Below are 24,714 nucleotides of genomic sequence, written 5' to 3' on the forward strand. Positions count from 1 at the left end.
GTGGTGAAACCGCCCGAGAACAATCTCGCCGAGCAGGTCATGGCGCGGCTCAGCGCCGACATTCGCGGCGGTCGCCTCGCGCCGGGCACCCGTCTGCCGACCGAACAGATGCTGACGATGGAGCTCGGCGTCAGCCGCACGGTGGTGCGCGAGGCCGTGGCCGCTTTGCGCGCCGACGGGCTGATCGTGACGCGTCGCGGCTCCGGCGCCTATGTCGCCGACCCGTCGGCCGGACCATTTCGCATCGTGCCGCCGCGTGCGACTTCGCTGACGGACATCCTGAACGTCATGGAATTGCGTCTGGCGGTCGAGGTGCAGGCCGCGGGTCTTGCCGCCGAGCGCGCGGATCGAAAGAAACTCGGGTCGATCCGCGCGGCGTGGCGTGCAATCGATGCCGCCCTGAAGCGCGGCGAAGGCGCCGTGGCCGAGGATTTCGCCTTTCATCGCGCCATCGCCGAGGCGACCGGCAACGACCAGTTCCCGGGCTTCCTGGCCTATCTCGGCAGTCACGTGATCCCGCGCCAGAGCGTACGGCTGGACATGGATACGCCGGCCGAACGTCGGCTCTATCTCGAGCGCATCCAGGCCGAGCACACGCGCATCGTGACGGCCATCGCCGACAAGGACCCGGCCGAGGCACGGCGCGCCATGCGCGACCATCTCACGCGCTCGCTCGACCGCTATCGAACTCTGGCAGGAGGAAACAGGAATGGCCGACCCTAGGAACGCGACACGTCGCATCGTCCTCACCGGTGCCGCCGGCGGCATCGGCACTATGACCCGACCTTTGCTGGCCAAATTCCATCCCGGACTGGTGCTGAGCGACCGGGTCGAGCCCGCGGATCTGCAGCCCTACGAAACCTTCGTTCCGGCCGATCTCACGCGGCCCGACGAGGTCGCCGCGGCGTTGTCGGGCGCCGACAGCGTGATCCATCTCGGGGGTCACTCGGTCGAGGGCACGTGGGACCAGATCCTGCAGGCCAACATCGTCGGCTGCTACAACGTCTTCGAGGCGGCGCGCGAGGCGGGCGTGAAGCGCGTGATCTTCGCCTCGTCCAACCACGCGATCGGTTTCTACCCGCGCACGCAGCGCATCGGCACCGATGTCACCGTGCGACCCGACAGCCGCTACGGCGTCAGCAAGGTGTTCGGCGAAGCGTTGGGCGCGCTCTATTCCGACAAACACGGGATGGCCGTGACCTGCCTCCGCATCGGCAATGTCGGGCCGCTGCCGCTCGACGTGCGGCGCCTCTCGATCTGGATCTCGCCGCGCGATCTGGTGCAGCTCTTCCGGATCGGCCTCGACCATCCCGATCTTCGCTACGAAATCTTCTACGGGGCTTCGGATAATGCGGCGGGCTGGTGGGACAATTCACGGGCCCATCAGCTCGGTTATCGTCCCGAAGACAAGGCCGAGGATCATCGCGCCCATGCCGAGGCCGAACAGGCAAAGATCGGACCAGATCTGGTCGGGGATCTCTTCCAGGGCGGCAGTTTTTGCTCGGCAGAGTTCACCAACGACGTGAAGCGCGCCGGGCCTTAGGCGCTATACTCGGCGGCAAGAGGTGAAGATGACGCGTTTTCTGACTGTCGGCGCGGCGCAGATGGGTCCCATCCAGCGCAGCCATACCCGCCGCGACGTGGTGGAGCGGCTGATTGCCCATCTGCGCGAGGCGAAGCGCATGGGCTGCGAGCTCGTGGTGTTTCCCGAACTCACGCTTACGACGTTCTTTCCGCGCTGGTGGATGCAGGATCAGGCCGAGGTCGATTCCTTCTTCGAGCAGGAGATGCCGTCCAACGAGACGGCGGCACTGTTCACCGAGGCCAAGCGCCTCTCGATGGGCTTCTGTCTCGGCTATGCGGAACTCGCCAACGAGGAGGGGCGCGTCAGGCGCTTCAACACCTCCATCCTGGTCGAGCGCGACGGCAGCATCGTGGGTAAGTATCGCAAGGTCCATCTGCCGGGGCACGCCGAGCACGAGCCCGAGCGGCCGTTCCAGCACCTCGAAAAGCGCTACTTCGAGGTCGGCAATCTCGGCTTCCCGGTCGTGAAGGCGTTCGGCGGCAACATGGGCATGTGCATCTGCAACGACCGCCGCTGGCCCGAAACCTATCGGGTGATGGGCCTGCAGAATGTCGAGATGGTGCTGCTGGGCTACAACACGCCGCTGCACAACGCGCCGTCGCCCGACCATGACGAGCATTCCTGGTTCCACAACCAGCTTTCGATGCAGGCGGGCGCCTACCAGAACGGCACCTGGGTGGTCGGCGTCGCCAAGGGCGGCACCGAGGAGTGCGTGCCGTCGCTGGCCGACAGCATGATCGTGGCCCCCTCGGGCAAGGTCGTGGCGCGCGCCGGCGGCGATGGCGACGAGCTGATCGTCCATCGCTGCGATCTCGATGCTGGCCGAAGCTACAAGACGACGACTTTCAATTTCGCCGTCCATCGCCAGCCGGATCAGTACCGCATGATCGTCGAGCGCAAGGGCGCGATCGACCCGGCCTGAAGCTCAGACGACCTCGCTTTTGGCGAAGTTTCCGTAAGAGCGCTCGGGCGTGCCGCGGAACAGGGACATGTGCGTGTGGGTGGCCACGAACGGGTCGCCCACCGCCTTGCGTCCCAGCACGACCGTCGTCCGGCCCGGCCGGTCGAACCGGTCGCCGTTGGGATGGAAGCCGTGCGACTGCCACACGCCCATGCCGACGGCGGTCAGCCGGTCGGCCGAGACGATGGCCTCGATCTTGTCGAGGTCGTAGCGGAACTCGCGGATCGTCCCCCAGACGTTGCGCCACTGCTTCTCCTCGGCCAGCTCGCGGCCGATCATGAAGTCGGTGAAGGTGCCGAAGGCGATCATGTCGTCGGCGAAGATCGGCCGCGCGCCTTCGTAATCGACGGCGCGGCAATGCTTCGACAGTGTGTCGAACCATTGGCGCACAGCGGCGAGGTCATCGGGGCTGACGGGAGTCCGAAGGTTCATTGCAAGCCTCTCCTAGAGTCCGAAACGCTGCCAGAGGGCGCGTTCCTCAAGCGCGGCCAGGGTGGCCGGTCCGATATTGTCGATCCCGCCGCCGATCCCGGTCTGCAGACCGAAACGCGACAACAGACGTCGACGCGGGCCGATGACGGGCAGGCGGACCTTGTCGCCATAGCGGGCCTGCAGGGTGGCGCGCAGTTCGCCGAACCCGTCGACCAGGCCGAAGTCGATGCCGCGCCGCGCCGTCCAGAATTCGCCGCTGAACAGCATGGACTCGTCGCCCTTCAGGAGCCTGCCGCGCCGCTGGCGGATCCAGTCCTTGAAACCGTCATGGATCTCCGCCTGCAGCCGCTTCAGGCGCTCGACGTCTTCGGGTTGCTCGGGGCGGAAGGGATCGAGCATCGACTTGTTCTCGCCCGACGTATGGACGCGGCGTTCCACGCCGATGCGCGCGATCAGGTCCTGGAAGCCGAAGCCCGAGCTGATGACGCCGATCGATCCCACGATCGAACTCGGATCGGCGATGATCTCGTCGGCGGCGCAGGCCAGCCAGTAACCGCCCGAGGCGGCCACGTCCTCGACGAAGGCGACGACGGGCAGGCCCTTCTCGGTGGCATGCAGGCGGATGCGCTGGGCGATCAGCGCGGATTGCACGGGAGAGCCGCCCGGCGAGTTGAGCGACAGCGCGACGGCCTTGGCCCCGCGCGTCTCGAAGGCCCGCTTCAACAAGGGCGCGACGGCCTCCATCGACAGGCTGCGGCCGCCCAGCAGGCCGCCGGAGGCGATGACGCCGGAGAGGCGAACGACGGGCACGACCGGCCCGCGGTGAAAACGATCCCTGATCCAATTCAGCATGCCGGGCACTGTCGCGGGCGTGCCCTTAGAAGGCAAGCGGCTGGCCGTGGCGCAGGATGGCCTCGGCCTCGTCGGTATAACCCCCGCCGGGTCGATGCAGCACCAGCGGCTCCGCGTCCTGGCGGCGCAGCTCGCCTGCGGCCCGGGCGCGGACCAGTACGCGCGCGGCCGGCGGCAGTCGCTTCACCGTGACGTCGCCCCAGCCGAGGCGGTCCAAGATGCCGACGATCTCCTCGAGACGATCGCTGCGATGGATCACGAGCAGTGTCCCTGCAGGTTTCAGCGCGCTCGTCGCCACGGTCAGCCATCGCGCGAGATTTGCGCTCGATTCGACGGTCGCCAGCGCCTTGCTGCGGTCGGGTGAGGGGTCAGCGACGGCCGCCGGAAGATAGGGCGGATTGGTTGCGAGATGGTCGAACGGGCCGAGACCGGGCGGGAGCGGCTGCGCCAGGTCGTGAACCAGCGTGCGGACATGGTCCGCCGCGTCGTTCAGCACGGCATTTTCCTCCGCCAGCGCCGCCAGCGCTGGTTGCAGTTCAATGCCGGTGATGTCGCAATCTGGCACGCGCGCGGCAATGCAAAGGCCGACGGCGCCGACACCCGCACCAAGATCGAGCACGCTCTCGCCGGCCTTTGCGTCGACGGCGGCGGCCAGCAACACCGCGTCGACCGCAATTCGATATCCGCGTCTAGGCTGCAAGAGCTTCACGCGGCCGCCCATTACGGTGTTTTCGGTCGGCGCGGAATCCATGCTAGTCATCTCGAACGAATTCATCTCGCAGCAACAGGCTTCACCGGAGAGTTGGCCTCCCGTCATGGCAACCGTCGTCTCTCTTGAAGGCAAGCGCAAGTCGCCCAGCCTCGAACCGCTTCTCGCCCTCTGCACCGACGACATGGGGCGGGTCGATCGCGAGATCGTCGTGCGCATGCGCTCGCCGGTCGCGCTGATTCCCGAACTCGCCAACCATCTGGTCGGCGCCGGCGGCAAGCGCATGCGTCCGCTACTCACGGTGGCGGCGGCGCGGCTGTGCGGCTACAGCGAGGGCAGCGATCGTCACATCAAGCTCGCGACCTGCGTCGAGTTCATCCATTCCGCCACGCTGCTGCACGACGACGTCGTCGACGTGAGCGCGCTGCGCCGCGGCAAGCCGACCGCCAACACCGTGTGGGGCGACAAGGCCTCTGTGCTGGTCGGCGACTTCCTGTTTACGCGCGCGTTCGAGCTGATGGTGGAGGTCGGCTCGCTCGATATTCTCGGTGTGTTGTCGAATGCCTCCTCGACGATCGCCGAAGGCGAGGTGCTGCAGCTGGTCAGCCAGCGTGACATCAGCACGCCGGAGGCGACCTATCTCGAGATCATCAAGGCCAAGACGGCCAAGCTGTTCGCCGCGGCGGCAGAAGTCGGCGCCATGGTCGCCGGCCGCAACGGCCCGGAGCGCGTGGCGCTGCAGAGCTTCGGCATGAACCTCGGCATCGCCTTCCAGCTGGTCGACGACGCCCTCGACTATTCCGGTCGCGAGGCCAAGCTCGGCAAGTCGGTCGGCGACGACTTCCGCGAGGGCAAGATCACCCTGCCGGTGATCCTGGCCTTCCTGCGCGGTGGCGCCGCCGACCGTGAATTCTGGAAGCGCACGATCGAAAAACTCGACCAGCGTCCCGGCGATCTCGAACAGGCGCACGGCCTGATCGAGCGGCACGGCGCCCTGTCGGACACGCTGGAGCGGGCGCGCCATTACGGCGCCATGGCACGCGACGCGCTCGGCCTGTTTCCCAGCACGCCGCTCAAGTCGGCGCTGCTCGAAGCGGTAGACTTCGCCATCGACCGCGCCCACTGACGCGCCTGCAGCCAAGAGAAGGCGCGGAGCAGAAAAGACGCAGATGCTGGCCAGAGGCTGGTGTGCTGTAATCTGGCATGCCTGTCCGCCATATCCTCGCCATCGACCAGGGCACGACCAGTACCCGCGCCATCGTCTTCGATTCGAGTGGCCGCCCGGTCGCTTCGGCACAGAAGGAACTGCCGCAGATCTTCCCCAAGCCGGGCTGGGTCGAGCACGATCCGGAAGAAATCTGGTCGGCGACCGTCGAGGTCTGCCGCGGCGCGCTCGCCAAGGCGAAGCTCTGCGCCAGGGACCTCGCCGGCATCGGCATCACCAACCAGCGCGAGACCACCGTCGTCTGGGACCGTGCGACCGGCAAGCCGATCCACAACGCCATCGTCTGGCAGGACCGGCGCACCGCCGACCGCTGCGCCGCGCTGAAGAAGGAAGGGCACGAGAAGCTCTTCACCGATCGCACCGGCCTGCTGCTCGATCCCTATTTCTCGGGCACCAAGATCGCGTGGATCCTCGACCATGTCGGCGGTGCCCGCGCCGCCGCGGACAAGGGGGCTCTCGCGGCCGGCACGATCGAATGTTTCCTGCTGTGGCGTCTGACCGGCGGCAAGATCCATGCGAGCGATGCCACCAATGCGAGCCGCTCGCTGCTGCTCGACATCCGCAAGGGCACCTGGGATTCCGAGCTGATGAAGATCCTGGGCGTGCCGGCCTCGCTGCTGCCCAGGGTCGTCGACTGTTCCGGCGAACTGGGTGTGGCAACCGAGGATATTCTCGGCGCCCCGGTCCCGATCCTCGGCATGGCCGGCGACCAGCAGGCGGCCACCGTGGGCCAGGCCTGCATCAAGCCCGGCATGGTGAAGGCGACCTATGGCACCGGCTGCTTCGCGCTGCTCAACACCGGCAGCATCGCCATGCATTCGCGCCATCGCCTGCTCACGACGATTGCCTATCAGATCGACGGACGGCGCACCTATGCGCTGGAGGGCAGCATCTTCATCGCCGGCGCTGCCGTGCAATGGCTGCGCGACGGGCTGAAGCTGATCGAGAAATCCTCCGACGTGGAGAAGGTCGCAGCGAGCGCCAAAGACGGGCACGGCGTCTATATGGTGCCCGCGTTCGTGGGCCTGGGCGCGCCGCATTGGGATCCGGAGGCGCGCGCGGCCATTCTCGGCCTGACGCGCGATTCCGGCCCCGGCGAGATCGCTGCCGCGACCCTCGATTCGGTCTGTTACCAGACGCGCGACCTGCTCGAGGCGATGCGGGGCGATGGTGCCCAGATCGACGAAGTCCGCGTTGACGGCGGCATGGTGGTGAACGATCCGCTGATGCAGCGGCTGGCCGACACGACGGGCACGCCGGTCGAGCGACCCGAGGTGACGGAGACGACCGCGCTGGGCGCCGCCTTCTTGGCCGGCCTGAAGGCGGGTCTGTGGCCGTCTCTGGAGGCCCTGTCGAAGACATGGGTGCTCGACCGGGCTTTCAGGCCGGCCGAGGACAGCGCCTCGCGCGACCGCCGCTATGCTGGCTGGAAGGACGCGGTCCGCCGGGTCCGCAGTTCCTGATTGCTGCTAGGGGGCACGGCCATTAGGTTGCGCCCGCCATGAAAGCCCGCGCAAATCCCGTCTACTGCAGCATCGACACGATCGATCTCGCCCACGCCACGAAGCTCATCCAGAGCGTTGCCGGAGGGCCGACGCCGGCGGTCGGCGGCATCAAGCTCGGACTTGAGTTCTTCCTGGCCCATGGCGCACCGGGTGTGCGCTACGCCTTTCCGACTCCGGTGCGGGCGACTGGCGTGGGTTTCTTCCTCGATCTCAAGCTGCACGACATTCCCAACACGGTGGCGGGTGGCATCCGCGCGGTGGTCGATCTCGCGCCCACCTTTGTCACGATCCATGCGAGCGGTGGCCGCGAGATGATGAAGGCCGCGGTCGAGGAGGCGGCTTCGCAGGCGGCGAAGCAGAACGTCGCGCGGCCGAAGCTGCTCGGCGTCACTGTGCTCACCTCGCTCGACCGGGGCGATCTCGAATCGACCGGTATCAACGCCGACCCGTCGGACCAGGTGCTGCGGCTCGCGGCACTGGCGCATGAGAGCGGCCTCGACGGCGTGATCTGCTCGCCCCACGAGATCGCGGCCCTGCGCAAGCAATGTGGTCCTGATTTCGTGCTGATGGTGCCGGGCATCCGCCCGGTCGGCAGCGCCGCCAATGATCAGAAGCGGGCGATGACGCCGCGCCAGGCGGTCGATCTCGGCGCCACCAACCTGGTCGTTGGGCGGCCGATCTATCAGGCGGTCGATCCACGCGCGGCCGCCGAGGCGATCGCGCGCGAGGCCGGCGTCAACGACCTATGACCGTCGAAGCCAAGATCTGCGGGCTGTCGACGCCGGAGACGGTCGATGCGGCGGTGGAGGCCGGCGCCGGGTTCGTGGGCTTCGTCACATTTCCGCGCTCGCCGCGTCACATCGAGTCGCTCGATCTGCTGAAGGCGCTGGGCGCGCGCGTGCCGCCGGGGGTGATCCGGGTCGGCCTGTTCGTCGATGCCGACGATGCGCTGATCGACGCGCGTCTGGCGACGGGCGCCATCGACATGCTGCAGCTTCATGGGGCGGAGACGCCGGAGCGGCTGGCCGCGCTCAAGGCACGGACCGGCAAACCGGTGATGAAGGCGATCAAGGTCGCGGTGCCCGCCGACGTCGAGCGCGGCATTGCGGTCTATGCCGGTGTTGTCGATCGGCTGATGTTCGATGCCGCCGACGGCACGCTGCCGGGTGGCAATGCCAAGGCCTTCGACTGGACCTTTCTCTCGGGCCGGACCGTGCCGCTGCCATGGTTCCTCGCCGGCGGTCTCAATCCGGGAAATGTCGGCGAGGCGGTCCGCGTCACCGGCGCGCGCGCCGTCGACGTTTCTTCTGGTGTAGAAGCGACGCGCGGGGTGAAATCCACTGAATTGATCCGCGCCTTTCTGGGCGCCGTACGAGTGCTTTGAGGAGCAGAGGAATGAAAGTCGAAGAGCGGCTGAAGGAGCTCGGCATCGAGCTTCCCGAGGCGACCACGCCGATGGGAAGCTACGTCAATGCCGTGCGTACCGGCAACCTGCTCTACATGGCCGGCAAGGGACCGGGCCTGCCCGGCAAGCCGCTGCCGGTGGGCAAGGTGGGACGTGATTTCTCGCTCGAGCAGGCCAATCGCCTCGCACGCGACACCGGTCTCAGCATTCTCGGCGCCCTCAAGGCCGAGTTGGGCGACCTCGATCGCGTGAAGCGCATCGTCAAGGTGCTGGGCATGGTCAATGCCACGTCGGAATACGGCAGCCATCCGGAAGTGATCAACGGTTGCTCCGATCTCTTCGTCGAGGTGTTCGGCGAGAAGGGCCGTCATGCCCGCTCGGCGGTCGGCATGGGCTCGCTGCCACGCGGCATCCCGGTCGAGATCGAGGTGATCGTCGAACTCGAGGACGACGCACCACCGCCGGCGCCGGCCGTGGTGGCCAAGCCGGCTGCTGCCAGGCGCAAGGCTGCGCCCGCCCCGAAAGCGAAGGCCGCCCCCAAGGTGAAAGCGGCCAAGAAGAAGAAAAACTAGGGCTTTTGACCGACCCACCCCGGGACTGCTAAGCCGGCCCGTCCCGATAGGAAGAGCAATGCCCAGCGCACCCAACAGTTTCCGCACCGGCCCCGACGAGCGTGGGCATTTCGGCATTTTCGGCGGCCGCTACGTCGCCGAGACGCTGATGCCGCTGATCCTCGAGCTGGAAAAGGCCTACAACGAGGCCAAGGCGGATCCGCAGTTCCAGGGTGAACTGAAGTATCTTCTGTCCCAGTATGCCGGGCGGCCGAGCCCGCTCTATTACGCCAAGCGTCTCACGGAGAAGCTCGGCGGCGCCAAGATCTATCTGAAGCGCGACGAGCTGAACCACACCGGCAGTCACAAGATCAACAACGTGCTGGGCCAGGTGCTTCTGGCCAAGCGCATGGGCAAGACCCGCGTGATCGCCGAGACGGGGGCGGGCCAGCACGGCGTGGCCACGGCGACCGCCTGCGCGCTGTTCGACATTCCCTGCGTCGTGTTCATGGGCTCGGTCGACGTCGAGCGCCAGGCGCCGAACGTGGCGCGCATGAAGATGCTGGGCGCCGAGGTGCGGCCGGTGACCGCCGGCGCCTCGACGCTCAAGGACGCGATGAACGATGCGCTGCGCGACTGGGTCGCGACTTGCGAGAACACCTTCTACTGCATCGGCACGGTGGCGGGCCCGCATCCTTATCCGGCGATGGTGCGCGACTTCCAGTGCGTGATCGGCGACGAGGTGCGCAAGCAGATCATGGAAGCGGAGGGCCGTCTGCCCGACACGTTGGTCGCCTGCATCGGCGGCGGCTCGAACGCCATGGGCCTGTTCCATCCCTTCCTCGACGATCCGGGCGTGCGCATCGTCGGCGTCGAGGCGGCGGGGCGTGGTCTCGACACGGAGGAACATGCCGCGTCGCTGACCGGCGGCCGCCCCGGCGTCCTTCACGGCAACCGCACCTATCTCCTGCAGGACAAGGACGGCCAGATCATCGAGGCGCACTCGATCTCGGCCGGTCTCGATTATCCGGGCATCGGGCCCGAACATTCGTGGCTCAAGGAGATGGGCCGCGTCGAGTATGTCTCGGCGACCGACGACGAGGCAGTCGAGGCGTTCCAGCTCCTGTGCAAGCTCGAGGGCATCATTCCCGCGCTCGAATCCTCGCATGGCCTCGCGCACGTGATGCAGCTCGCGCCGACGCTGCCCAGGGATAATCTGCTGGTGCTGAACCTTTCCGGTCGCGGCGACAAGGACGTCCCGCAGATGGCCGAACGCCTCGGGATGAAGATCTGATCATGAGTCGTATCGAAAAGCGCTTCGCCCGGCTCAAGGCCGACAAACGGGCTGGACTCGTCACCTACATCACGGCTGGCGATCCCGACACCGACATCAGCTACCAGATCCTCAAGGGTCTGCCGGCGGCTGGTGCCGACCTGATCGAGCTCGGCATGCCTTTCACCGATCCCATGGCCGATGGTCCGTCGATCCAGCTCGCCGGCCAGCGCGCGCTGAAGGCCGGCATGACGGTCGACAAGACCTTCGACATGGTCCGCCGCTTCCGCAAGGAGACGGGCGACAACGACACGCCGATTCTGCTGATGGGCTACTACAACCTCGTCTATCAGCGCGGGCCGGAGCGTTTCTGCAAGGATGCCGCTGCGGCCGGCGTCGACGGTTTCATCCTGGTCGACCTGCCGCCCGAGGAGGCCGACGAACTCAAGCCCTTCGCCGCGGCGAGCGGTCTCGACACCGTGCTGCTGACGGCGCCGACCACCGACGACGAGCGCCTGCCGGCGGTGCTGAAATATGCCTCGGGCTTCGTCTATTTCGTTTCGGTGCTGGGCATCACCGGCACCAAAACGGCGACAGAGGACGCGGTGCGCACCCATGTCGCGCGCATCAAGCGCCACACCGATTTGCCGGTGGGTGTGGGCTTCGGCATCCGCACGCCCGAGCAGGCAGCGGCCGTGGCGCGCCATGCCGACGCCGCCGTCGTCGGCACCGCCATCATCGACCACGTGAAGGCCGGCCTCGACGACAAGGGCAAGGCCAAGCCCGAACTGGTGCCGGGCGTCTTCGCCTACATCAAGGCGCTGGCCGATGGCGTGCGCGGCGTTCGCAAGGCTTGATCGTTCAACAACAATTCCGTCATCTCGACCGGAGCGCGCAGCGCGGAGCGGAGAGATCTTCCCTCGACGATTTGTCGGCATTACGTAGAGAGAAGATCTCTCCACTCCGCACCTTCGGTGCTCCGGTCGAGATGACGGGATTGTTTTCCAAAGTCCAAGTTCGTAGCGCCACTCGACTTAATCTATCTCCCGTTAATCCTCGAAGTTCAGGTCCGCGACGTAGGGATTGGTCTTGCGTTCCCAGCCGAAGGTCGAGGTCTGGCCATGGCCCGGGACGAAGGTGATGTCGTCGCCGAACCGCCACAGGCGGTGGCGGATCGAATCGAGCAACTGCTCGTGGTTGCCGCGCGGAAAATCCGTGCGGCCGATCGAGCCGCGGAACAGCACGTCGCCTACGAACGCGACCTTGGCGGCCTTGTTCACGAACACGACATGGCCCGGCGTATGGCCGGGGCAGTGCACCACCTCGAAGGTCACGTTGCCGAGGTTCACCGTCTCACCGTGCGTCAGCCAGCGGTCGGGCACGAACGGCTTGTAGACCGGGAAATTGTACTTGGCGCCGGACTCGGGCAGGCCCTCGATCAGGAATAGGTCGTCCTCGTGTGGGCCCTCGATCTTCACGCCATAGTGCTCGGCCATGGTGCCGGCGGCGGAGGCGTGGTCGACATGCCCGTGGGTGAGCAGCACCTTGGTCACCTTGATGCCCTGCCGGTCGATTGCCTCGCGCAGCATGTCGAAGTCGCCGCCCGGATCGACGGCGGTACCTTCCATGGTCTCGTCGCACCAGACGATGGAGCAGTTCTGCTGGAAGGGAGTGACGGGGGCGATCATGACCTTGAGCATGCCTCCGATCTAATGCCTCCCGCGGGTCGGCGGAAGGGCGTATGCTGCCGGTCCCTCATGAATCGATGGCGATGAACGTGCGTCTCCTGCTGTGCATTCTGGGCCTGTTCGCCCTGTCGCTGACCCCTGCGCGGGCCCAGATCGCCACCGTGGCTTCCCCTTCCGGGCCAGTTCCCGCCGGGCCCTATGTCGTCGTCGACGTGGCGACCGGCGAAGCCCTGCTGGATCGCAGTGCCGGCACCCTGTGGTATCCCGCCTCGCTCACCAAGATGATGACGCTCTTCATCGTCTTCGAGGAGCTGAAGGCCGGCCGCCTCCAGCTCAATGGCACGCTTTCCTTCACGGAGAATGCGCGCACCAAGCCGTCTTCCCATCTCGGCCTGGCGCAGGGTCGAAGCATCACGATCGAACAGGGGATACAGGCGCTGGTCGCCCGCTCGGCCAATGACGTGGCCACCGCCTTCGGCGAGCGCATCGCGGGGTCGGAACCGGCCTTCGGCCAGCGCATGACCGAGACGGCGCAGCGGCTGGGCATGACCGCGACGACCTTCCGCAACGCCAACGGCCTGCCCGATCCTGCGCAGACGACCACGGCACGCGACATGGCGATCCTCGCCTTGGCCCTGCTCAAGGACTTCCCGCAATACTACGGCTACTTCCGCACCAAGGAGTTCATGCTGGGCAGCCAGCGGATCGGGCCGGGCATCAAGTTCCTCGATCTCTATTCGCCCTACGCCGACGGCTTCAAGACCGGCTTCATCTGCGCCTCGGGCTTCAACATCGTGGGCAGCGCGGTGCGCGACGGCAGGCGGCTGGTCGCCGTCGCCTTCGGCTTCCGCCGCGCCGATCTGCGCGACGAGTTTCTCGTCCGCCTGTTCGACGAGGCCTATGCGCTCAAGACAGGCGGCAACCGGCAGAAGGTCTGGCAGCTGCGCAATGGTGAGGGCGGGCCCGTGACGGTGCTGCCCTACGGCGAGTGCGGCGGAATCCGCTACGACATGCCGGGGGACGCAGTCTGGCTGGGCACCTTCGGCGATTGGCGGACAGCGAAGAATGCGTTCGATGCCGGACAGGCCAAGCTGATGGCGATGGGCGTCTCGCACCCCGGCAAGGAGTACATCCTGCCCGTCACCTCCAACAAGGTGACGAAGCAGGCGGCCATCATCGCCGATCTGCAGCCCGAAGCGGCGCAGAGGCTGTGCGCCGACTACCAGGCTCGGAAATCCTTCTGCGTCGTGAAGAAACCTTCGGACTTCTCGGCACCCTATAGCGGGTTCTGGCGCTGACCTTGGCCCGTCCCCTCATTCGTGCGATACCGCGCCCATGAACTGGCTGACCAATTTCGTCCGCCCCAAACTGCGTGCGCTGGTCGCCCGCAAGGAAGTGCCGGACAATCTCTGGGTGAAGTGCCCGAAGTGCGAACAGATGCTGTTCACGCGCGACTGGGAGGCCAACCAGGAAGTCTGCAGCCATTGTGGTCATCACATGCGGCTGCGTCCGATGAAGCGGCTGCCGTTCCTGTTCGACGAGGGCAAGTACGAGCTGCATCCGTTGCCGCGGGTGAACGCCGATCCGCTCAAGTTTCGCGACACCAAGCGCTATGACGCGCGCCTGAAGGAGGCCCTGGCCAAGGCCGAGGGCACGACCGACGCGCTGGTCGTGGCGAGCGGCCTGATGGGCAATCGCCTCTCCGTGGTGGCGCTGCTCGACTTCGGCTTCATGGGCGGCTCGATGGGCACCGCGGTGGGAGAGGGGCTGGTGATGGCCGCCGACCTCGCCGTCGCGCGCGGGGCGCCGCTGATCGTCTTCTCGGCCTCCGGCGGTGCGCGCATGCAGGAGGGTATCCTCTCGCTGATGCAGCTCACGCGCACGACGATCGCGGTGCGCAAGGTCAAGCAGGCGGGCCTGCCCTATATCGTGGTGCTGACCGATCCGACGACCGGCGGCGTCTCGGCCTCGTTCGCCATGCTGGGTGACGTCCACATCGCCGAGCCCGACGCGATCATCGGCTTCGCCGGCCCGCGCGTGATCCAGGACACGATCCGCCAGGAGCTGCCCGAAGGGTTCCAGCGTTCGGAGTATCTGCTGGAGCACGGCATGGTCGATGCCGTCGTCCATCGTCACAAGTTGCGCGAGACGCTGATTCGCATGGTCTCTCTCTTCATGGATCCCCTGGTCGTCGAGAGCCGCGCCCTCGCGGAGACCGGTCGCTGACGTGACCGCGAACGATCCGATCGTTCAACGCCTGATGAGCCATCATCCGAGGGTCATCACCCTCGGGCTGGAGCGCATCGAGCGCCTGCTGCAGCGGCTGGGATCGCCCGAAAAGAAGCTGCCGCCGCTGATCCACGTCGCCGGCACCAACGGCAAGGGCTCGCTGGTCGCCTATCTGCGCGCCATCGCCGAGGCCGCCGGCTATCGCGTGCACGTCTATACCTCGCCGCATCTCGTGCACTTCAACGAGCGTATCCGCATCGCCGGCCGGCTGATCGGCGATCACGAGCTCGACGAGATGCTGACCGAGTGCGAGGAGGCACAAGGCGACACGCCGATCTCCTTCTTCGACATCACCACGGCGCTCGCCTATCTCGCTTTCTCGCGCGTGCCGGCCGATCTCGGCATCATCGAGGTCGGCATGGGCGGTCGCTTCGACAGTACGAACGTGATCGAGCCCATCCTCTCGGCCATCACGCCGGTCGGCTACGATCACACCGGCTTCATGGGCGACAAGCTCGAAGGTATCGCCTGGGAGAAGGCCGGCATCCTGAAGCGCGCGACCCCCGCGGTGATCGGCCGTCAGCGTGACGTCAGTGCGCAGGTGATCGAGGCCGAGGCGGCCAAGCTCGCCGCGCCGCTGTTCCGCATGGGCCGCGAATGGCAGGTGATGCCGAAGGACTCGGGCTTTCGCTACGAAAGCGACCTCCTGACGCTCGACCTGCCCAACCCGGCGCTGGCGGGGGCCCACCAGATCGACAACGCAGCGACCGCCGTTGCCTGCATCGAGCGCTTGCGGGCGGCGCGCTTCGAGTTCGACGACACCGCGATCGCCAAGGGTCTCGGCTCCGTCGAATGGCCGGCGCGGCTGCAGCGGCTGACAAAGGGCCCGCTGCCGGACTCGCTGCCGCCCGGCTGCGAACTCTGGCTCGACGGAGGCCACAACGAGGATTGCGGAATCGTGCTCGGCCGTATGGCGGCAGAATGGGCGAAGGAGCCGGCGGCGCTGCCGCTCTATCTCGTCTTCGCCATGCAGACGACCAAGGACGCGTCGGGCTTCCTGCGGCCGCTGGCGCGCCACGCCCGAGCGGCCCGTGCCGTGCCGTTCCCCGAGGGCCATGCCGCCTATACGCCGCAGGAAGCCTGCGCGCGCGCGGCCGATGTCGGGCTCGATTGCACTCCCGCAAACGACATCGGCGCGGCACTGGAAGACCTGTTGGCCACCCAGCCCGCGCCGATGCGCATTCTCATCTGTGGCTCGCTCTACCTTGCGGGCGAGGTCCTCGTCCGCAACGGCTGAACCGCGACCGGATCAGACGACGGTGTTGATCCAGCTCACCAGCTTCTGCTTCGGCTCGGCACCGATCTTGGTGGCCGCGACCTGGCCGTTCTTGAACAGCAGCAGGGTCGGGATCGACCGCACGCCGTAGCGCGTGGGCGCCATCGGGTTCTCGTCGATGTTGATCTTCACGACCTTGAGCTTGCCGTCCATCTCCTTGGAGATGTCCTCGAGCGAGGGGCCGATCATGCGGCAGGGGCCGCACCACTCGGCCCAGAAGTCGACGAGGACGGGCGTGTCAGACTTCAGGACTTCCTCTTCGAAGGAAGCATCGGTTGCTTTAACGGTCATTGCGGGTTCTCCCAAAAACACTACAGGCCGGTCGATCGGACCGGCGCCGCCCTTGGCCCAGAAGCTAGGAACGCACGCCCCCCGAGTCAAGATGCGGCGGCATAAGGCATTGATTTGTCTAGGGTTTCTCCGGCGATCTCCATGAGGCGCGGCGCCGCGGTCCAAAGCAGGAAGGCTCGCACCGTCCGGCCGGGATAGATCTGCTGCAGCAGGGCCCGGTACAAGGCGAGCTGGCGGCGATAGACCAGCGCCACGCCCGCCGCCGAGTCCGGTGGTGGGCGGTTGGTCTTGTAGTCGACGATCAGCACTTCGGTGTCGGAGACCGCCAGGCGGTCGACCTGGCCGCTCACCGTGAAGGTACCGCGCGGCGTCTGCAGAGAGCCGATCAACGGCACCTCCTCGCGCGAGCCCGCGGCGAACAGGGCGGCATGTTCCGGCGCCTCGGTGACGGCGAGTGCTTCGCTCGCCCATTGCTCGACGTCTTCGGCCGAGAGCTCGTGTGCCGGCTGCGCGAGGAAGCGGTGCGCCGCCTCGGCGCGCTGGCCCGCCGGCAGCGCAGGAAGATGGCGCAGCAGGTCGTGAAGCAAGAGGCCGCGCTTCCAGCGCTTGGGATCGTTGGCGATCAGCGGGCTGTAGGCGCGTGGCGCGGCGGCGACCTCGTCGGGCAGGGGCTGCGAGGGCGCGAGCGGCGTCGGCGGGTCGGGCTCGCCCGGCGCGGGTTCGGTCCACCACTGCGGCAACGGGGCCTCGTCCGCGATCGGCAGCTCGGGCTGTTCGGTCTCGGCGATATGGCCTTCGTTCACGAGCTCGTAGCCCTCGCCCGACCAGCCCTCGCTCGGCAGAAGCGGGGTGAAGTCGAAGCTCTTCGCGACGGCGCGGACGCGCGGCGACGGATCGTCCGGCATGTCGGCTTCGGTGCTGGTGCGCAGACCGGCCTCGATGCGCTCGTACCAGCACCCGCGATCGGCTTTGCGCGTTCCGGTCCAGCCGCCGACATAGAGCCGGTCCTCGGCGCGCGTCATGGCGACGTACAGAAGCCGGTTCTGCTCCTCGAGGGCGCGGCCGTGGATCTCGCTCCGCCAGCGGCGCGCCGCCTCGTTGGCGTCGTCGGTGCGCGGCAGCCAGAGTCGGGCTTCGTCGTCGGTGCCGGACAGCAGCCGCTCGCGGTTCTGGGGCACCCGCGTCGTGTCCGGCAGGTAGACGATCGGCGCCTGCAATCCCTTCGAGGCGTGCACCGTCAGGATGCGCAACTCGCGCCGCCGGTTCTGGTCGAGGTCGCGCTTGATCTCGCCACCGCCGGTCTCGAACCAGCGCAGGAAGCCCTGCAGCGAGCCGCCCTCGATCCCTTGATACTGGAGCGCACGCGCCAACAACTCGTCGATCGGATCGGAAGCCTCGCGGCCGAGCCGCTCCAGCAGCCGACGGCGGCCTCCCTGCGGGCCGAGCACGCGGGCGAAGAAGTCGAAGGGCGTGTCGTAGTCGGCGCGCTTCAGCAAGTCGGCCAGGGTCGCATAAGCCGCGGCAAACGGCGCCTCGCCGGCGCGCTCGCGCAACGCACGCCACAGATGGCCGGGGCGCTTCCAGGCCAGGCTGAACAGCTGGTCCTCGTCGAGCCCGATCAGCGGCGACTTCAGCAGGGCCGCGAGATTGAGATCGTCCTGCGGCAGCAGGACGAAGCGCGCCATTGCCAGCAGGTCCTGGATCGCGAGCTCCTTTCCGAGGTTCAGCCGGTCGACACCCGCGACCTCGACGCCCTCGCGCTTGAGGGCGCGCACCAGCGCATTCACGAACTCGTTGCGGCGCCGTACCAGGACCATGAAGTGGCCGGCATGCAGCGTCTCGCCGTCGCGCGCGCGACGTTCCGTGCCGATCAGCTGCTTGGCGTGCGCGGCGATCAACCGCGCCAGCCGTTCGTGAGGCAGGCCGAGCGCTGCGCTGCTTCCCATGGCCTCGATATCCGTCGTGTCGGCCTCGTCGTCGCTGCCGACGACCAGGGGCCAGAGCTCGACCCGCCCCGGCTCGTTCTTGCGGCTCGCCAAGTGCCGGACCGTGCCGGCCTCGCCGACTCCGCGCGCCGTGTCGGTCTCACCGAATACCCAGTCGACGGCGTCGAGCACGGCGGGTGTCGAGCGGAACGAGACATTGAGGCCGACCGGCACGAACATCCGGTCGGCGATGCGGCTCTGCTCGTCGAACCAGAGACGCATCTCCTCGAGCTTGCGCGGATCGGCGCGCTGGAAGCCGAAGATCGACTGCTTGGTGTCGCCGACGGCGAAGACCGTGCGGCTGCGCCCGACCGCGCCCTCGCCCACGAAGAACTCCTCGGTGAGGCGGCGGATCACTTCCCACTGGTCGGGATTGGTGTCCTGCGCCTCGTCGACCAGCACATGGTCGATTCCGCCGTCGAGCTTGAAGAGCACCCAGGCGGCGCTTTCCGCCGTCTCCAGCAGGCGGCGCGTCGCCACGATGAGATCGTCGTAGTCGAGCACGGCGCGGCGCCGCTTGGCGCGCGTGTAGCGGTCGGCGACGTCGAGGCCGAGCCGCAGCAGCGCCAGGGTCAGTTCGACGAGGGCCTGTCCGCGCGCGCATTCGAGTCGCGCCGCCTCGCCCTGGAGGATATCGACGATGCCGGGTAGGCGCTTCTGCGCCGCCTTGGTCGCCAGCGTCTTGCGGACCTGGCCCTTGTCGGTGAAGAACACACTGCGATAGGCCGGGCTGAGGTCGTCGCGCCCTTCGTCCAGCCAGCTGGCGATCGTCTCGCCATTCGGCCCATCGGTCTTGCCGCCGGCTTCGATCAAGGCCCGCGCCGCTTCGCGCAGTGCCGCCTCGTCGAGCGATGAAGCACCCTCGCAATTCAATTGTTGGCGCAGTCGCGTGCCCAGTTTCGCGAGGCCGGCCTCGTCGACCACATGGGCGAGCAGCCAGGCCCGCTCGCTCAGCAGCCGCGTCATCAGCTCGGCGTACTCGGCGATCGAGACCTTGGCGGCGACGAGGGCGAGGGCGGCGGCGAGCGCCGGCGATGAATCGCTACGCGCCAGGGCTTCCATCTGCTCGTCCTGCACGCGGCGCAGGATCGTCTGCGCCTCGGCTTCGTCGAGAATCTCGAAGCCCGGTGCGACGCCGGCTTCCAGCGGGAAGCGTTTCAGCAGCGCCTGGCAGAAGGCGTGGATGGTCAGGATGTTGATGCCGCCCGGCGCATCGAGCACGCGCGCGAACAGGCGGCGGGCCACGACCCGCTGCGCGGGATCGGGGGGCCGGTCGATCAGCTTGGCAATGCCGGCGTCGAGCGTCGCCTCGTCGGCCAGGGCCCAGCGACCGAGCTGGTGGGCGAGGCGGTTGCGCATCTCGGCGGCCGCCGCCTTGGTGAAGGTGAGGCAGAGGATGCGCTCGGGTTTGACGCCTTCGAGCAGCAGCCGCGTCACGCGGTCGGTGAGGACCTTGGTCTTCCCGGTGCCGGCGTTGGCCACGACCCAGGCGGAATGATCCGGCGTGGTCGCGCGCCGCTGCGCGTCGGTTGCCAGGGAGATGGCGTCGAGGATGTCGCTCATTCCTCCCCGCCTCCCGCCGTCGACCATTCCGCGACCCGCTCGAGATGGGCGTAGTCGTTGAAGTAGGGACCGTAGGCCGGCCACGGCAGCGCGGGGTAGGCGGTGCCCGGCTTGGCGAAGTGATCGGCCATCTTCTCGACCAGGGCCATCATCTCGTTCACCAGCGTATCGCTGTCGTCGATCTCCGTGACCTTGCCGCCGTCGTCGAGGCCGTTGGCCTGCCAGTAGGAGAGGTGCACGGTCTTCGCCTTGTCGTCGATTTTCTCGAAGCCGCCGCGCTCGGCCATCGCCGCTTCCAGCAGGAGCTGCGGCGCGAACAGTGCCTCCAGTTCTTTTTTGGTCGGCACGCGGCCGGTCTTGTAGTCGATGATTTCCCAGATGCCACGTTCGAGCTCGTCGACCCGGTCGGCACGCGCCTCGATCCGTAGCGGCCGCGAAGCGGGTCCGACGGTCATCGCGGCGTTGCTCTCGCTGGTCAGCAGCCTGGTGCCATTGGCGCGGCGCGCATTCTCATGCGCGACGAACCAGCGGGCGAGGCGCTGGAAGCGCGGCCACCAGAAAGCGCGTTCGGCCGGCGCCGTCAGCAGATCGCGAAGATGCCGCTCTCCCATCGTTTCGAATTCCCGCACGGCGTCCGACGGCAGCACGCCCGAGGGATGCGCCTTCAGGAATTCGTCGAGCGCGTCATGCAGGGCGTTGCCGCGATCGGCCGCGCCCAGTTCCTCTTCCAGCGATTTCAACGCCTTCAGATCGAGGATGCGTCGCGCGTAGAGGCCGTAGGGATCGCGCCGCCATTGCTCGACGCTCGAGACCGAGAGCTTCGTGGGCCGCGCTTCGACCGGCGGCCGCGGTTCGGGGCGCGGCCATGGCGCGTAGGTATCCGGCCGGTCGATCGCCTCGGCCCAGGCGATGAAGCTGTGGCGGCCACGCTGGATGTATTCCGGCACGGGTGCATGGCCGCCGGGTTCATAGCCGAACAGTGCATCGAGGCGTGCCAGCCAGCGCGACGGCACGGTCGGTGCGCCGCCTTCGCGTTCTGCGCGCGTCAGCAGCACGCGCTCGGCGCCAAGGGCGGCCACGAAATCGTGCGCCGAGAGCCCGATCCGTCGCTCGGGCTGCTGCAGGCCGAGTTCGGCGCGCATCGGACGGTTGATCCACGGGCCGGTCTCGACGGCGGGCGGCCAGGTCCCCTCGTTGAGGCCGCCCAGCACCAGCAGATCGGCGCGTTGCAGACGGGCTTCGAGCGGTCCCCAGATCGACAGGCGTGGGTGACGTCCGAAGGCCGGGCGGATCGTTTCCGGCTCCAGCATGGCCGCGAACAGGCCTGGCCATTCGCCGGGGGCGATTGCGGGACGGTCGGCCCACGCCGCGCGCAGACGCCCCAGCACATCGGCCAGCGCGCTGCCCGCGTCGCCCGACCACAAAGTCTCGGGCGGCGAGATCATTTCGGCGGCGGTGATCGTGGCGCCGAGCAGCGCTTCCGGTTCGGCGTCGCCCTGCATCAGCTCGACGAGGGACCGGGTCGCTTCGTCGAGCCGGTCGAGCAGCATCTTCACGGCGGCGCGGCTGCCGGGATCGCCGAATTTCGCGTCGTCGACGCGGGCCTGGATCGACGGCAGTCCTGGCGTCGGCTTGAGCCCGCGCAGGCACTTGCGGTCGAGCCGCCGTGTCGCGTCGAGCACGAAGGCGCGGTCCTGCCCCAGGGCGCAGAGAGGGTGCTTGAGGAGCGCCAGCAACTCGACCGGCGCAAATCCCGCATCGACCGCGGCGATCACGGCATGCAGCAGCGCGACCGGTGGCGTGTCGGCCAGAGGCGTGCCGGCCGAATCGTCAATGTCGATCTGCCAGCGTTTCAGTTCGGCGGTGACGCGTCGCGCCAGCTCGCGGTCGGGCGTCACGAGAGCGGCCGTGCGTCCCGGTGTGTCGAGCACGCTACGCAGGGCCAGCGCGACCACCAGCGCCTCCTGATGTGGCGTGGCGCAGTCGGCCCTGGTCACGTGTTCCAGCGACGAGGGCTCCGGTCGGTTCCAGGAGTCGCTGGTCTCCGCCGGGCGCATCAGTTCGGTGATGAGGAAATGACGGGCGGAGCCGCTCGCGGCGCCGGGCCATTCCTCGACATCCGCGCGGGCGACGCCCAGCGCGCCCAGGAGTTCACGCAGGCCGTATTGCGGATGCGACGGGTCGAGAGCGTCCCAGCTCGCCTCGTCCATGTCGCGATCGAGGCCCGGCAGGACGACGGCACCCTGCGGCAGTCCGGCGATGGCCGAGAGCAGGTCGCGCGTCGCGGGCTGCGAGCCGGTCGAGCCCGCCGCAATCACCGGCGTCTGCGGCGGCTGCGCCCGCCAGCGGTCGGCCTGGTTGCGGATCGCCAGGGTGCGCCGCGCGATGGCGTCGATCCAGCCACGCTCGGCGAGAAGCTGTGGCCATGCCTCGCCCACGATGGCGAGGAACTTCAGGGTGCGCTGCCAGTGGCTCGCGAAGTTGCCTTCGACCAGCCCCTCGAGCTGTGAGAACGACACGCCTTCGATGGCGAGTTCGTCGAGCAGGCGGCCGAGTTCGCGCGCGAGTTTCAGCGCCTGCGCCGCCGACTGCGCGATGGGATGGCCCTGATCGTCCTTGAAGGCGGCCACGAGCTGCGTCAGGAGCGCATCACGCTCGGCGGGCTCGATGGCGGGCGGCAGGGTGAGCGCGTCGCCCTCGCCCGACGCGATCTCCCATTCGCCGTCATCGACATCGCCGAGCGGTGCCATGCGCGGCAGGATCGTCGGCTTGCCACCGGCGGCGCGCAGGAAGGCTTCACGCAGCGCGCGCACCGAACGTCGCGTCGGCACGAGGATGCGCACATCGGCGAGCGCCAGTGGATCGCCTCCGTGCTCGTCCAGCACCACCCGCGCCAGCTCGTCGGCGAAGCGGCGTTCCGTGGCGATTGTGAAGACGCCTTTCATCCCAGCACGCGTTCCGCCTCGGCGAGAGCCGAGGGCGTGCCGACGTGGAACCAGTCGCCATCGTGCACCAGCGCGAACAGGCGGCCGGCCTGCTCCGAGCGGTTCCACAATTTCAGGAGCGAGAAGGGGCCTTCGGATGTGCCGTTGAACAGACGGGAGTCGCAGACCGAGACGCTGGCGAAGAGATAGGGCGCGGTCTCGGCCGTGCCGCGATGCCGCGCGCGGCCGTCCGGCTCGAGATAGTAGTCGCCGCGATCCTTCTCCTCGCGGCCGATGGCGGTGGCCAGCGGGTGGAGCAGCAGAAGCGCGTCCATGCGGTTGGGATCCCAGGTGGCTGCGAGACGACCCAGCATCGATTCCGGCCCGTCGCGCCACAGCCCGTCGCCGTTCAGCACGAAGAAGGGGCCGTTGCCCAGCAGGGGCAACGCATTGCGCACGCTGCCGCCGGTCTCCAGCAGCCGGTCCTCATGGACGATGCGGGCACGGCCGCGCAGGCGGTCGGCGATCTGGCCGCCCAGGTGATGCACGTTCACCACGATGTTCTGCACGCCACTGCGTTGGAGGCGATCCATCGCGCGTTCCAGCATCGAGCGGCCGGCCACGGGAATCAGCGGCTTGGGTGTCGAATCGGTGAGAGGCCGCATGCGCTCGCCGCGGCCGGCCGCCAGGATCATCGCGCTGCGGATCACGAGCCCGCTCCGATGCGGCGCAACTCCGGCGGCAGGGTGTGGTCGACCCAGGCGCGCATTGGCGACAGCGCCTCATGCTGCAGGGCGCGCTCGAACATGCGCCAGACGCGCGGCAGGTGGCGCAGATAGTCGGGCTTGCCGTCCCGGCGCAGCAGGCGAACGAAAAGCCCGATGATGCGGGCGTGGCGTTGCGCGGCCATCAGGGCGAAGCCGGTGCGGAACCCGGCGGCGTCGGCGATTCCGGCCTCGCCGACATAGCGGTCGAGGCAGGCGGCGTGGACTTCGGGCGCCACGTCGCGTCGTGCGTCCTCGATCAGCGACACGAGATCATAGGAGGGATGGCCACGCTGGGCGTCCTGGAAATCGAGCAGGCCGCAGGCCTTCACGCCGGGGCGTGCCGGCAGCCACAGGAGATTGTCCTGGTGATAGTCGCGCAGCAGCAGCGTCTCGGCCGTCGCGGGGAGCGCCGCCAGGCACGCGCGCCACGCCGCGACGTAGCGCGCGATCTCCTCGGGCGGCGTCGGTGTGCCGGTGGCTTCCGGCAAGTACCATTCCGGCAGCAGCATCGCGGCCTCGATCAGCGCCTCGCCGGCATAGGCGCCGAGGCCCGGTAGCAGGCTGCGCTCGCCGGCGCGATGGATCTGGACCAGCACGTCGGTCGCCCGACCGTAGAGCTCGCCCTCGTCGCCGCCGGCCGCCAGCACGCGCGCATAGGTGTCGTCGCCGAAATCCTCCAGCAGCAGGAAGCCCTGCTCGGCATCCTCCGCGAGGATCTCCGGCGCACTGAGCCCGAGGGCGATCAGGTGCCGGCCGATGCGCACGAAGGGCCGCACGTCCTCCTGCGGCGGCGGCGCATCCATGACGACCGCCGAGCCGCGCGGCCGGCTCAGGCGGAAATATTTGCGGAACGAGGCGTCGCCCGCCAGCAGGCGTTCGCCGGCATCGCCCCAACCGGCGCGATTCACGAACTCGGCTCGCAGGCGGTCGCGTTCAGATTTCGCCAAAACGGGAGTCTCCTTCCAGGATCGCGCGCCGGCCTTCGCCCTCGACCGACAGGCTGACGGTGAGCCGCTCGCGCGGCAGCAGCGGACCGAGCCGCTCGGCCCATTCGACCAGGACCACGCCGTCGACGCGCGCCTCTTCCCAACCCAGTTCGAAGACCTGTTCGGGCTCTTCCAGGCGATAGAGGTCGAAATGCCAGAAGCTGCCGCGGACGGTTTCGTAGACTTCGACGAGCGTGAAGGTGGGGCTGGGCACGATCAGCGCCGGATCGCCGGCGGCGGCGCGCAGCAGGGCGCGTGCGAGGGTCGTCTTGCCGGCGCCGAGGCCACCCTCCAGCGCCACGACGTCGCGCGGCCTCAGGCGGGCGGCGAGCGCCGCGCCCAGCCGCTCGGTCGCGGCCTCGTCGGGAAGGGGCAAAGAAAAAGTCGGCATCTTTCGATGCCGACTTCTAGCATGCGCCCGCCCTTGCTCGCCCTGTGGGCGATTGA

The 24,714-nt window shown here is 67.9% G+C and carries 23 protein-coding genes; 13 read left to right on the forward strand and 10 right to left on the reverse strand.

The features are described from left to right. The first annotated feature begins 3 nt into the window (after window positions 1–3). Genes ACT6UX_RS21220 through ACT6UX_RS21230 form a run of 3 tightly spaced genes read left to right on the forward strand, consistent with a single transcriptional unit; the run spans window position 4 to window position 2,507 of the window. Window positions 4–723 carry a FadR/GntR family transcriptional regulator gene (locus ACT6UX_RS21220; RefSeq protein ID WP_444777143.1) on the forward strand — a complete coding sequence of 240 codons (720 nt, stop codon included), beginning with the start codon at window positions 4–6 and terminating at the stop codon, window positions 721–723. Beyond that, on the forward strand, window positions 710–1,543 hold the full coding sequence (locus ACT6UX_RS21225) for an NAD-dependent epimerase/dehydratase family protein (RefSeq protein WP_444777144.1): 834 nt from the start codon (window positions 710–712) through the stop codon (window positions 1,541–1,543). The genes ACT6UX_RS21220 and ACT6UX_RS21225 overlap by 14 nt, the downstream gene beginning before the upstream one ends. A gap of 28 nt (window positions 1,544–1,571) precedes the next feature. Continuing rightward, a complete protein-coding gene (locus ACT6UX_RS21230; RefSeq protein ID WP_444777145.1) occupies window positions 1,572–2,507 on the forward strand; it encodes an N-carbamoyl-D-amino-acid hydrolase in 936 nt (311 codons plus the stop codon). A gap of 3 nt (window positions 2,508–2,510) precedes the next feature. Here the strand turns inward: ACT6UX_RS21230 and ACT6UX_RS21235 are convergent, their stop codons facing one another. Genes ACT6UX_RS21235 through ACT6UX_RS21245 form a run of 3 tightly spaced genes read right to left on the reverse strand, consistent with a single transcriptional unit; the run spans window position 2,511 to window position 4,581 of the window. Beyond that, window positions 2,511–2,978 (reverse strand): YybH family protein, encoded by a 468-nt coding sequence (locus ACT6UX_RS21235; RefSeq protein WP_444777146.1) that lies wholly within the window; start codon window positions 2,976–2,978, stop codon window positions 2,511–2,513. 12 nt (window positions 2,979–2,990) lie between these two features. Next, window positions 2,991–3,830, reverse strand: a complete 840-nt coding sequence (locus ACT6UX_RS21240) for a S49 family peptidase (RefSeq protein ID WP_444777147.1) — start codon at window positions 3,828–3,830, stop codon at window positions 2,991–2,993. 25 nt (window positions 3,831–3,855) lie between these two features. Beyond that, entirely contained in the window at window positions 3,856–4,581 is a 726-nt protein-coding gene (locus ACT6UX_RS21245) for a tRNA1(Val) (adenine(37)-N6)-methyltransferase (RefSeq protein ID WP_444777148.1), read from the reverse strand. A gap of 64 nt (window positions 4,582–4,645) precedes the next feature. Here ACT6UX_RS21245 and ACT6UX_RS21250 point away from each other — a divergent pair, with 64 nt between their 5' ends. From ACT6UX_RS21250 to trpA, 7 genes are all read left to right on the forward strand, one after another. Next, complete coding sequence (locus ACT6UX_RS21250; protein WP_444777149.1) at window positions 4,646–5,665, forward strand: polyprenyl synthetase family protein; 1,020 nt, start codon at window positions 4,646–4,648, stop codon at window positions 5,663–5,665. A gap of 77 nt (window positions 5,666–5,742) precedes the next feature. Next, on the forward strand, window positions 5,743–7,227 hold the full coding sequence (glpK, locus tag ACT6UX_RS21255; RefSeq protein ID WP_444777150.1) for a glycerol kinase GlpK: 1,485 nt from the start codon (window positions 5,743–5,745) through the stop codon (window positions 7,225–7,227). 38 nt (window positions 7,228–7,265) lie between these two features. Next, complete coding sequence (gene pyrF, locus ACT6UX_RS21260) at window positions 7,266–8,018, forward strand: orotidine-5'-phosphate decarboxylase (protein WP_444777151.1); 753 nt, start codon at window positions 7,266–7,268, stop codon at window positions 8,016–8,018. After that, window positions 8,015–8,653: a phosphoribosylanthranilate isomerase gene (locus ACT6UX_RS21265; protein WP_444777152.1), complete on the forward strand. Its 639-nt coding sequence runs from the start codon at window positions 8,015–8,017 to the stop codon at window positions 8,651–8,653. Before pyrF ends, ACT6UX_RS21265 begins: the two co-directional genes overlap by 4 nt. Window positions 8,654–8,664: 11 nt before the next feature. Beyond that, window positions 8,665–9,246, forward strand: coding sequence for a RidA family protein (locus ACT6UX_RS21270; protein WP_444777153.1), 582 nt, complete (start codon window positions 8,665–8,667; stop codon window positions 9,244–9,246). A gap of 58 nt (window positions 9,247–9,304) precedes the next feature. Continuing rightward, the gene (trpB, locus tag ACT6UX_RS21275) at window positions 9,305–10,519 is read left to right on the forward strand and encodes a tryptophan synthase subunit beta (protein ID WP_444777154.1); all 1,215 of its coding nucleotides are present in this window, start codon (window positions 9,305–9,307) and stop codon (window positions 10,517–10,519) included. Next, entirely contained in the window at window positions 10,519–11,355 is an 837-nt protein-coding gene (gene trpA, locus ACT6UX_RS21280; RefSeq protein ID WP_444777225.1) for a tryptophan synthase subunit alpha, read from the forward strand. The genes trpB and trpA overlap by 1 nt, the downstream gene beginning before the upstream one ends. A gap of 192 nt (window positions 11,356–11,547) precedes the next feature. On the opposite strand, the gene ACT6UX_RS21285 is transcribed toward trpA, so the two are convergent. Continuing rightward, window positions 11,548–12,198 (reverse strand): MBL fold metallo-hydrolase, encoded by a 651-nt coding sequence (locus ACT6UX_RS21285; RefSeq protein WP_444777155.1) that lies wholly within the window; start codon window positions 12,196–12,198, stop codon window positions 11,548–11,550. A gap of 41 nt (window positions 12,199–12,239) precedes the next feature. Between ACT6UX_RS21285 and ACT6UX_RS21290 the strand changes: the two genes are divergently transcribed. From ACT6UX_RS21290 to ACT6UX_RS21300, 3 genes are read left to right on the forward strand one after another with little or no spacing between them, the layout of a single operon-like run. Further along, window positions 12,240–13,484 (forward strand): D-alanyl-D-alanine carboxypeptidase family protein, encoded by a 1,245-nt coding sequence (locus ACT6UX_RS21290; protein ID WP_444777156.1) that lies wholly within the window; start codon window positions 12,240–12,242, stop codon window positions 13,482–13,484. A gap of 37 nt (window positions 13,485–13,521) precedes the next feature. Next, window positions 13,522–14,412 (forward strand): acetyl-CoA carboxylase, carboxyltransferase subunit beta, encoded by an 891-nt coding sequence (gene accD / locus ACT6UX_RS21295; protein WP_444777157.1) that lies wholly within the window; start codon window positions 13,522–13,524, stop codon window positions 14,410–14,412. Between the two features lies 1 nt (window position 14,413). After that, window positions 14,414–15,712: a bifunctional folylpolyglutamate synthase/dihydrofolate synthase gene (locus ACT6UX_RS21300; RefSeq protein WP_444777158.1), complete on the forward strand. Its 1,299-nt coding sequence runs from the start codon at window positions 14,414–14,416 to the stop codon at window positions 15,710–15,712. A 12-nt stretch (window positions 15,713–15,724) separates the two neighbouring features. On the opposite strand, the gene trxA is transcribed toward ACT6UX_RS21300, so the two are convergent. The 6 genes from trxA to tsaE form a co-directional block, all read right to left on the reverse strand. Next, window positions 15,725–16,042, reverse strand: a complete 318-nt coding sequence (gene trxA, locus ACT6UX_RS21305; RefSeq protein ID WP_295132524.1) for a thioredoxin — start codon at window positions 16,040–16,042, stop codon at window positions 15,725–15,727. An 86-nt stretch (window positions 16,043–16,128) separates the two neighbouring features. Further along, window positions 16,129–19,590, reverse strand: a complete 3,462-nt coding sequence (gene addA / locus ACT6UX_RS21310; protein ID WP_444777159.1) for a double-strand break repair helicase AddA — start codon at window positions 19,588–19,590, stop codon at window positions 16,129–16,131. Next, on the reverse strand, window positions 19,587–22,535 hold the full coding sequence (gene addB / locus ACT6UX_RS21315; RefSeq protein ID WP_444777160.1) for a double-strand break repair protein AddB: 2,949 nt from the start codon (window positions 22,533–22,535) through the stop codon (window positions 19,587–19,589). The genes addA and addB overlap by 4 nt, the downstream gene beginning before the upstream one ends. Next, entirely contained in the window at window positions 22,532–23,224 is a 693-nt protein-coding gene (locus ACT6UX_RS21320; protein ID WP_444777161.1) for a nucleotidyltransferase family protein, read from the reverse strand. The genes addB and ACT6UX_RS21320 overlap by 4 nt, the downstream gene beginning before the upstream one ends. Beyond that, on the reverse strand, window positions 23,221–24,228 hold the full coding sequence (locus ACT6UX_RS21325; RefSeq protein WP_444777162.1) for an aminoglycoside phosphotransferase family protein: 1,008 nt from the start codon (window positions 24,226–24,228) through the stop codon (window positions 23,221–23,223). The genes ACT6UX_RS21320 and ACT6UX_RS21325 overlap by 4 nt, the downstream gene beginning before the upstream one ends. Then, a complete protein-coding gene (gene tsaE / locus ACT6UX_RS21330) occupies window positions 24,215–24,658 on the reverse strand; it encodes a tRNA (adenosine(37)-N6)-threonylcarbamoyltransferase complex ATPase subunit type 1 TsaE (RefSeq protein ID WP_444777163.1) in 444 nt (147 codons plus the stop codon). Before tsaE ends, ACT6UX_RS21325 begins: the two co-directional genes overlap by 14 nt. Between the last annotated feature and the right edge of the window lie 56 nt (window positions 24,659–24,714).

The sequence above is a fragment of the Reyranella sp. genome, from assembly GCF_052439685.1.
Taxonomy (GTDB): Bacteria; Pseudomonadota; Alphaproteobacteria; order Reyranellales; family Reyranellaceae; genus Reyranella.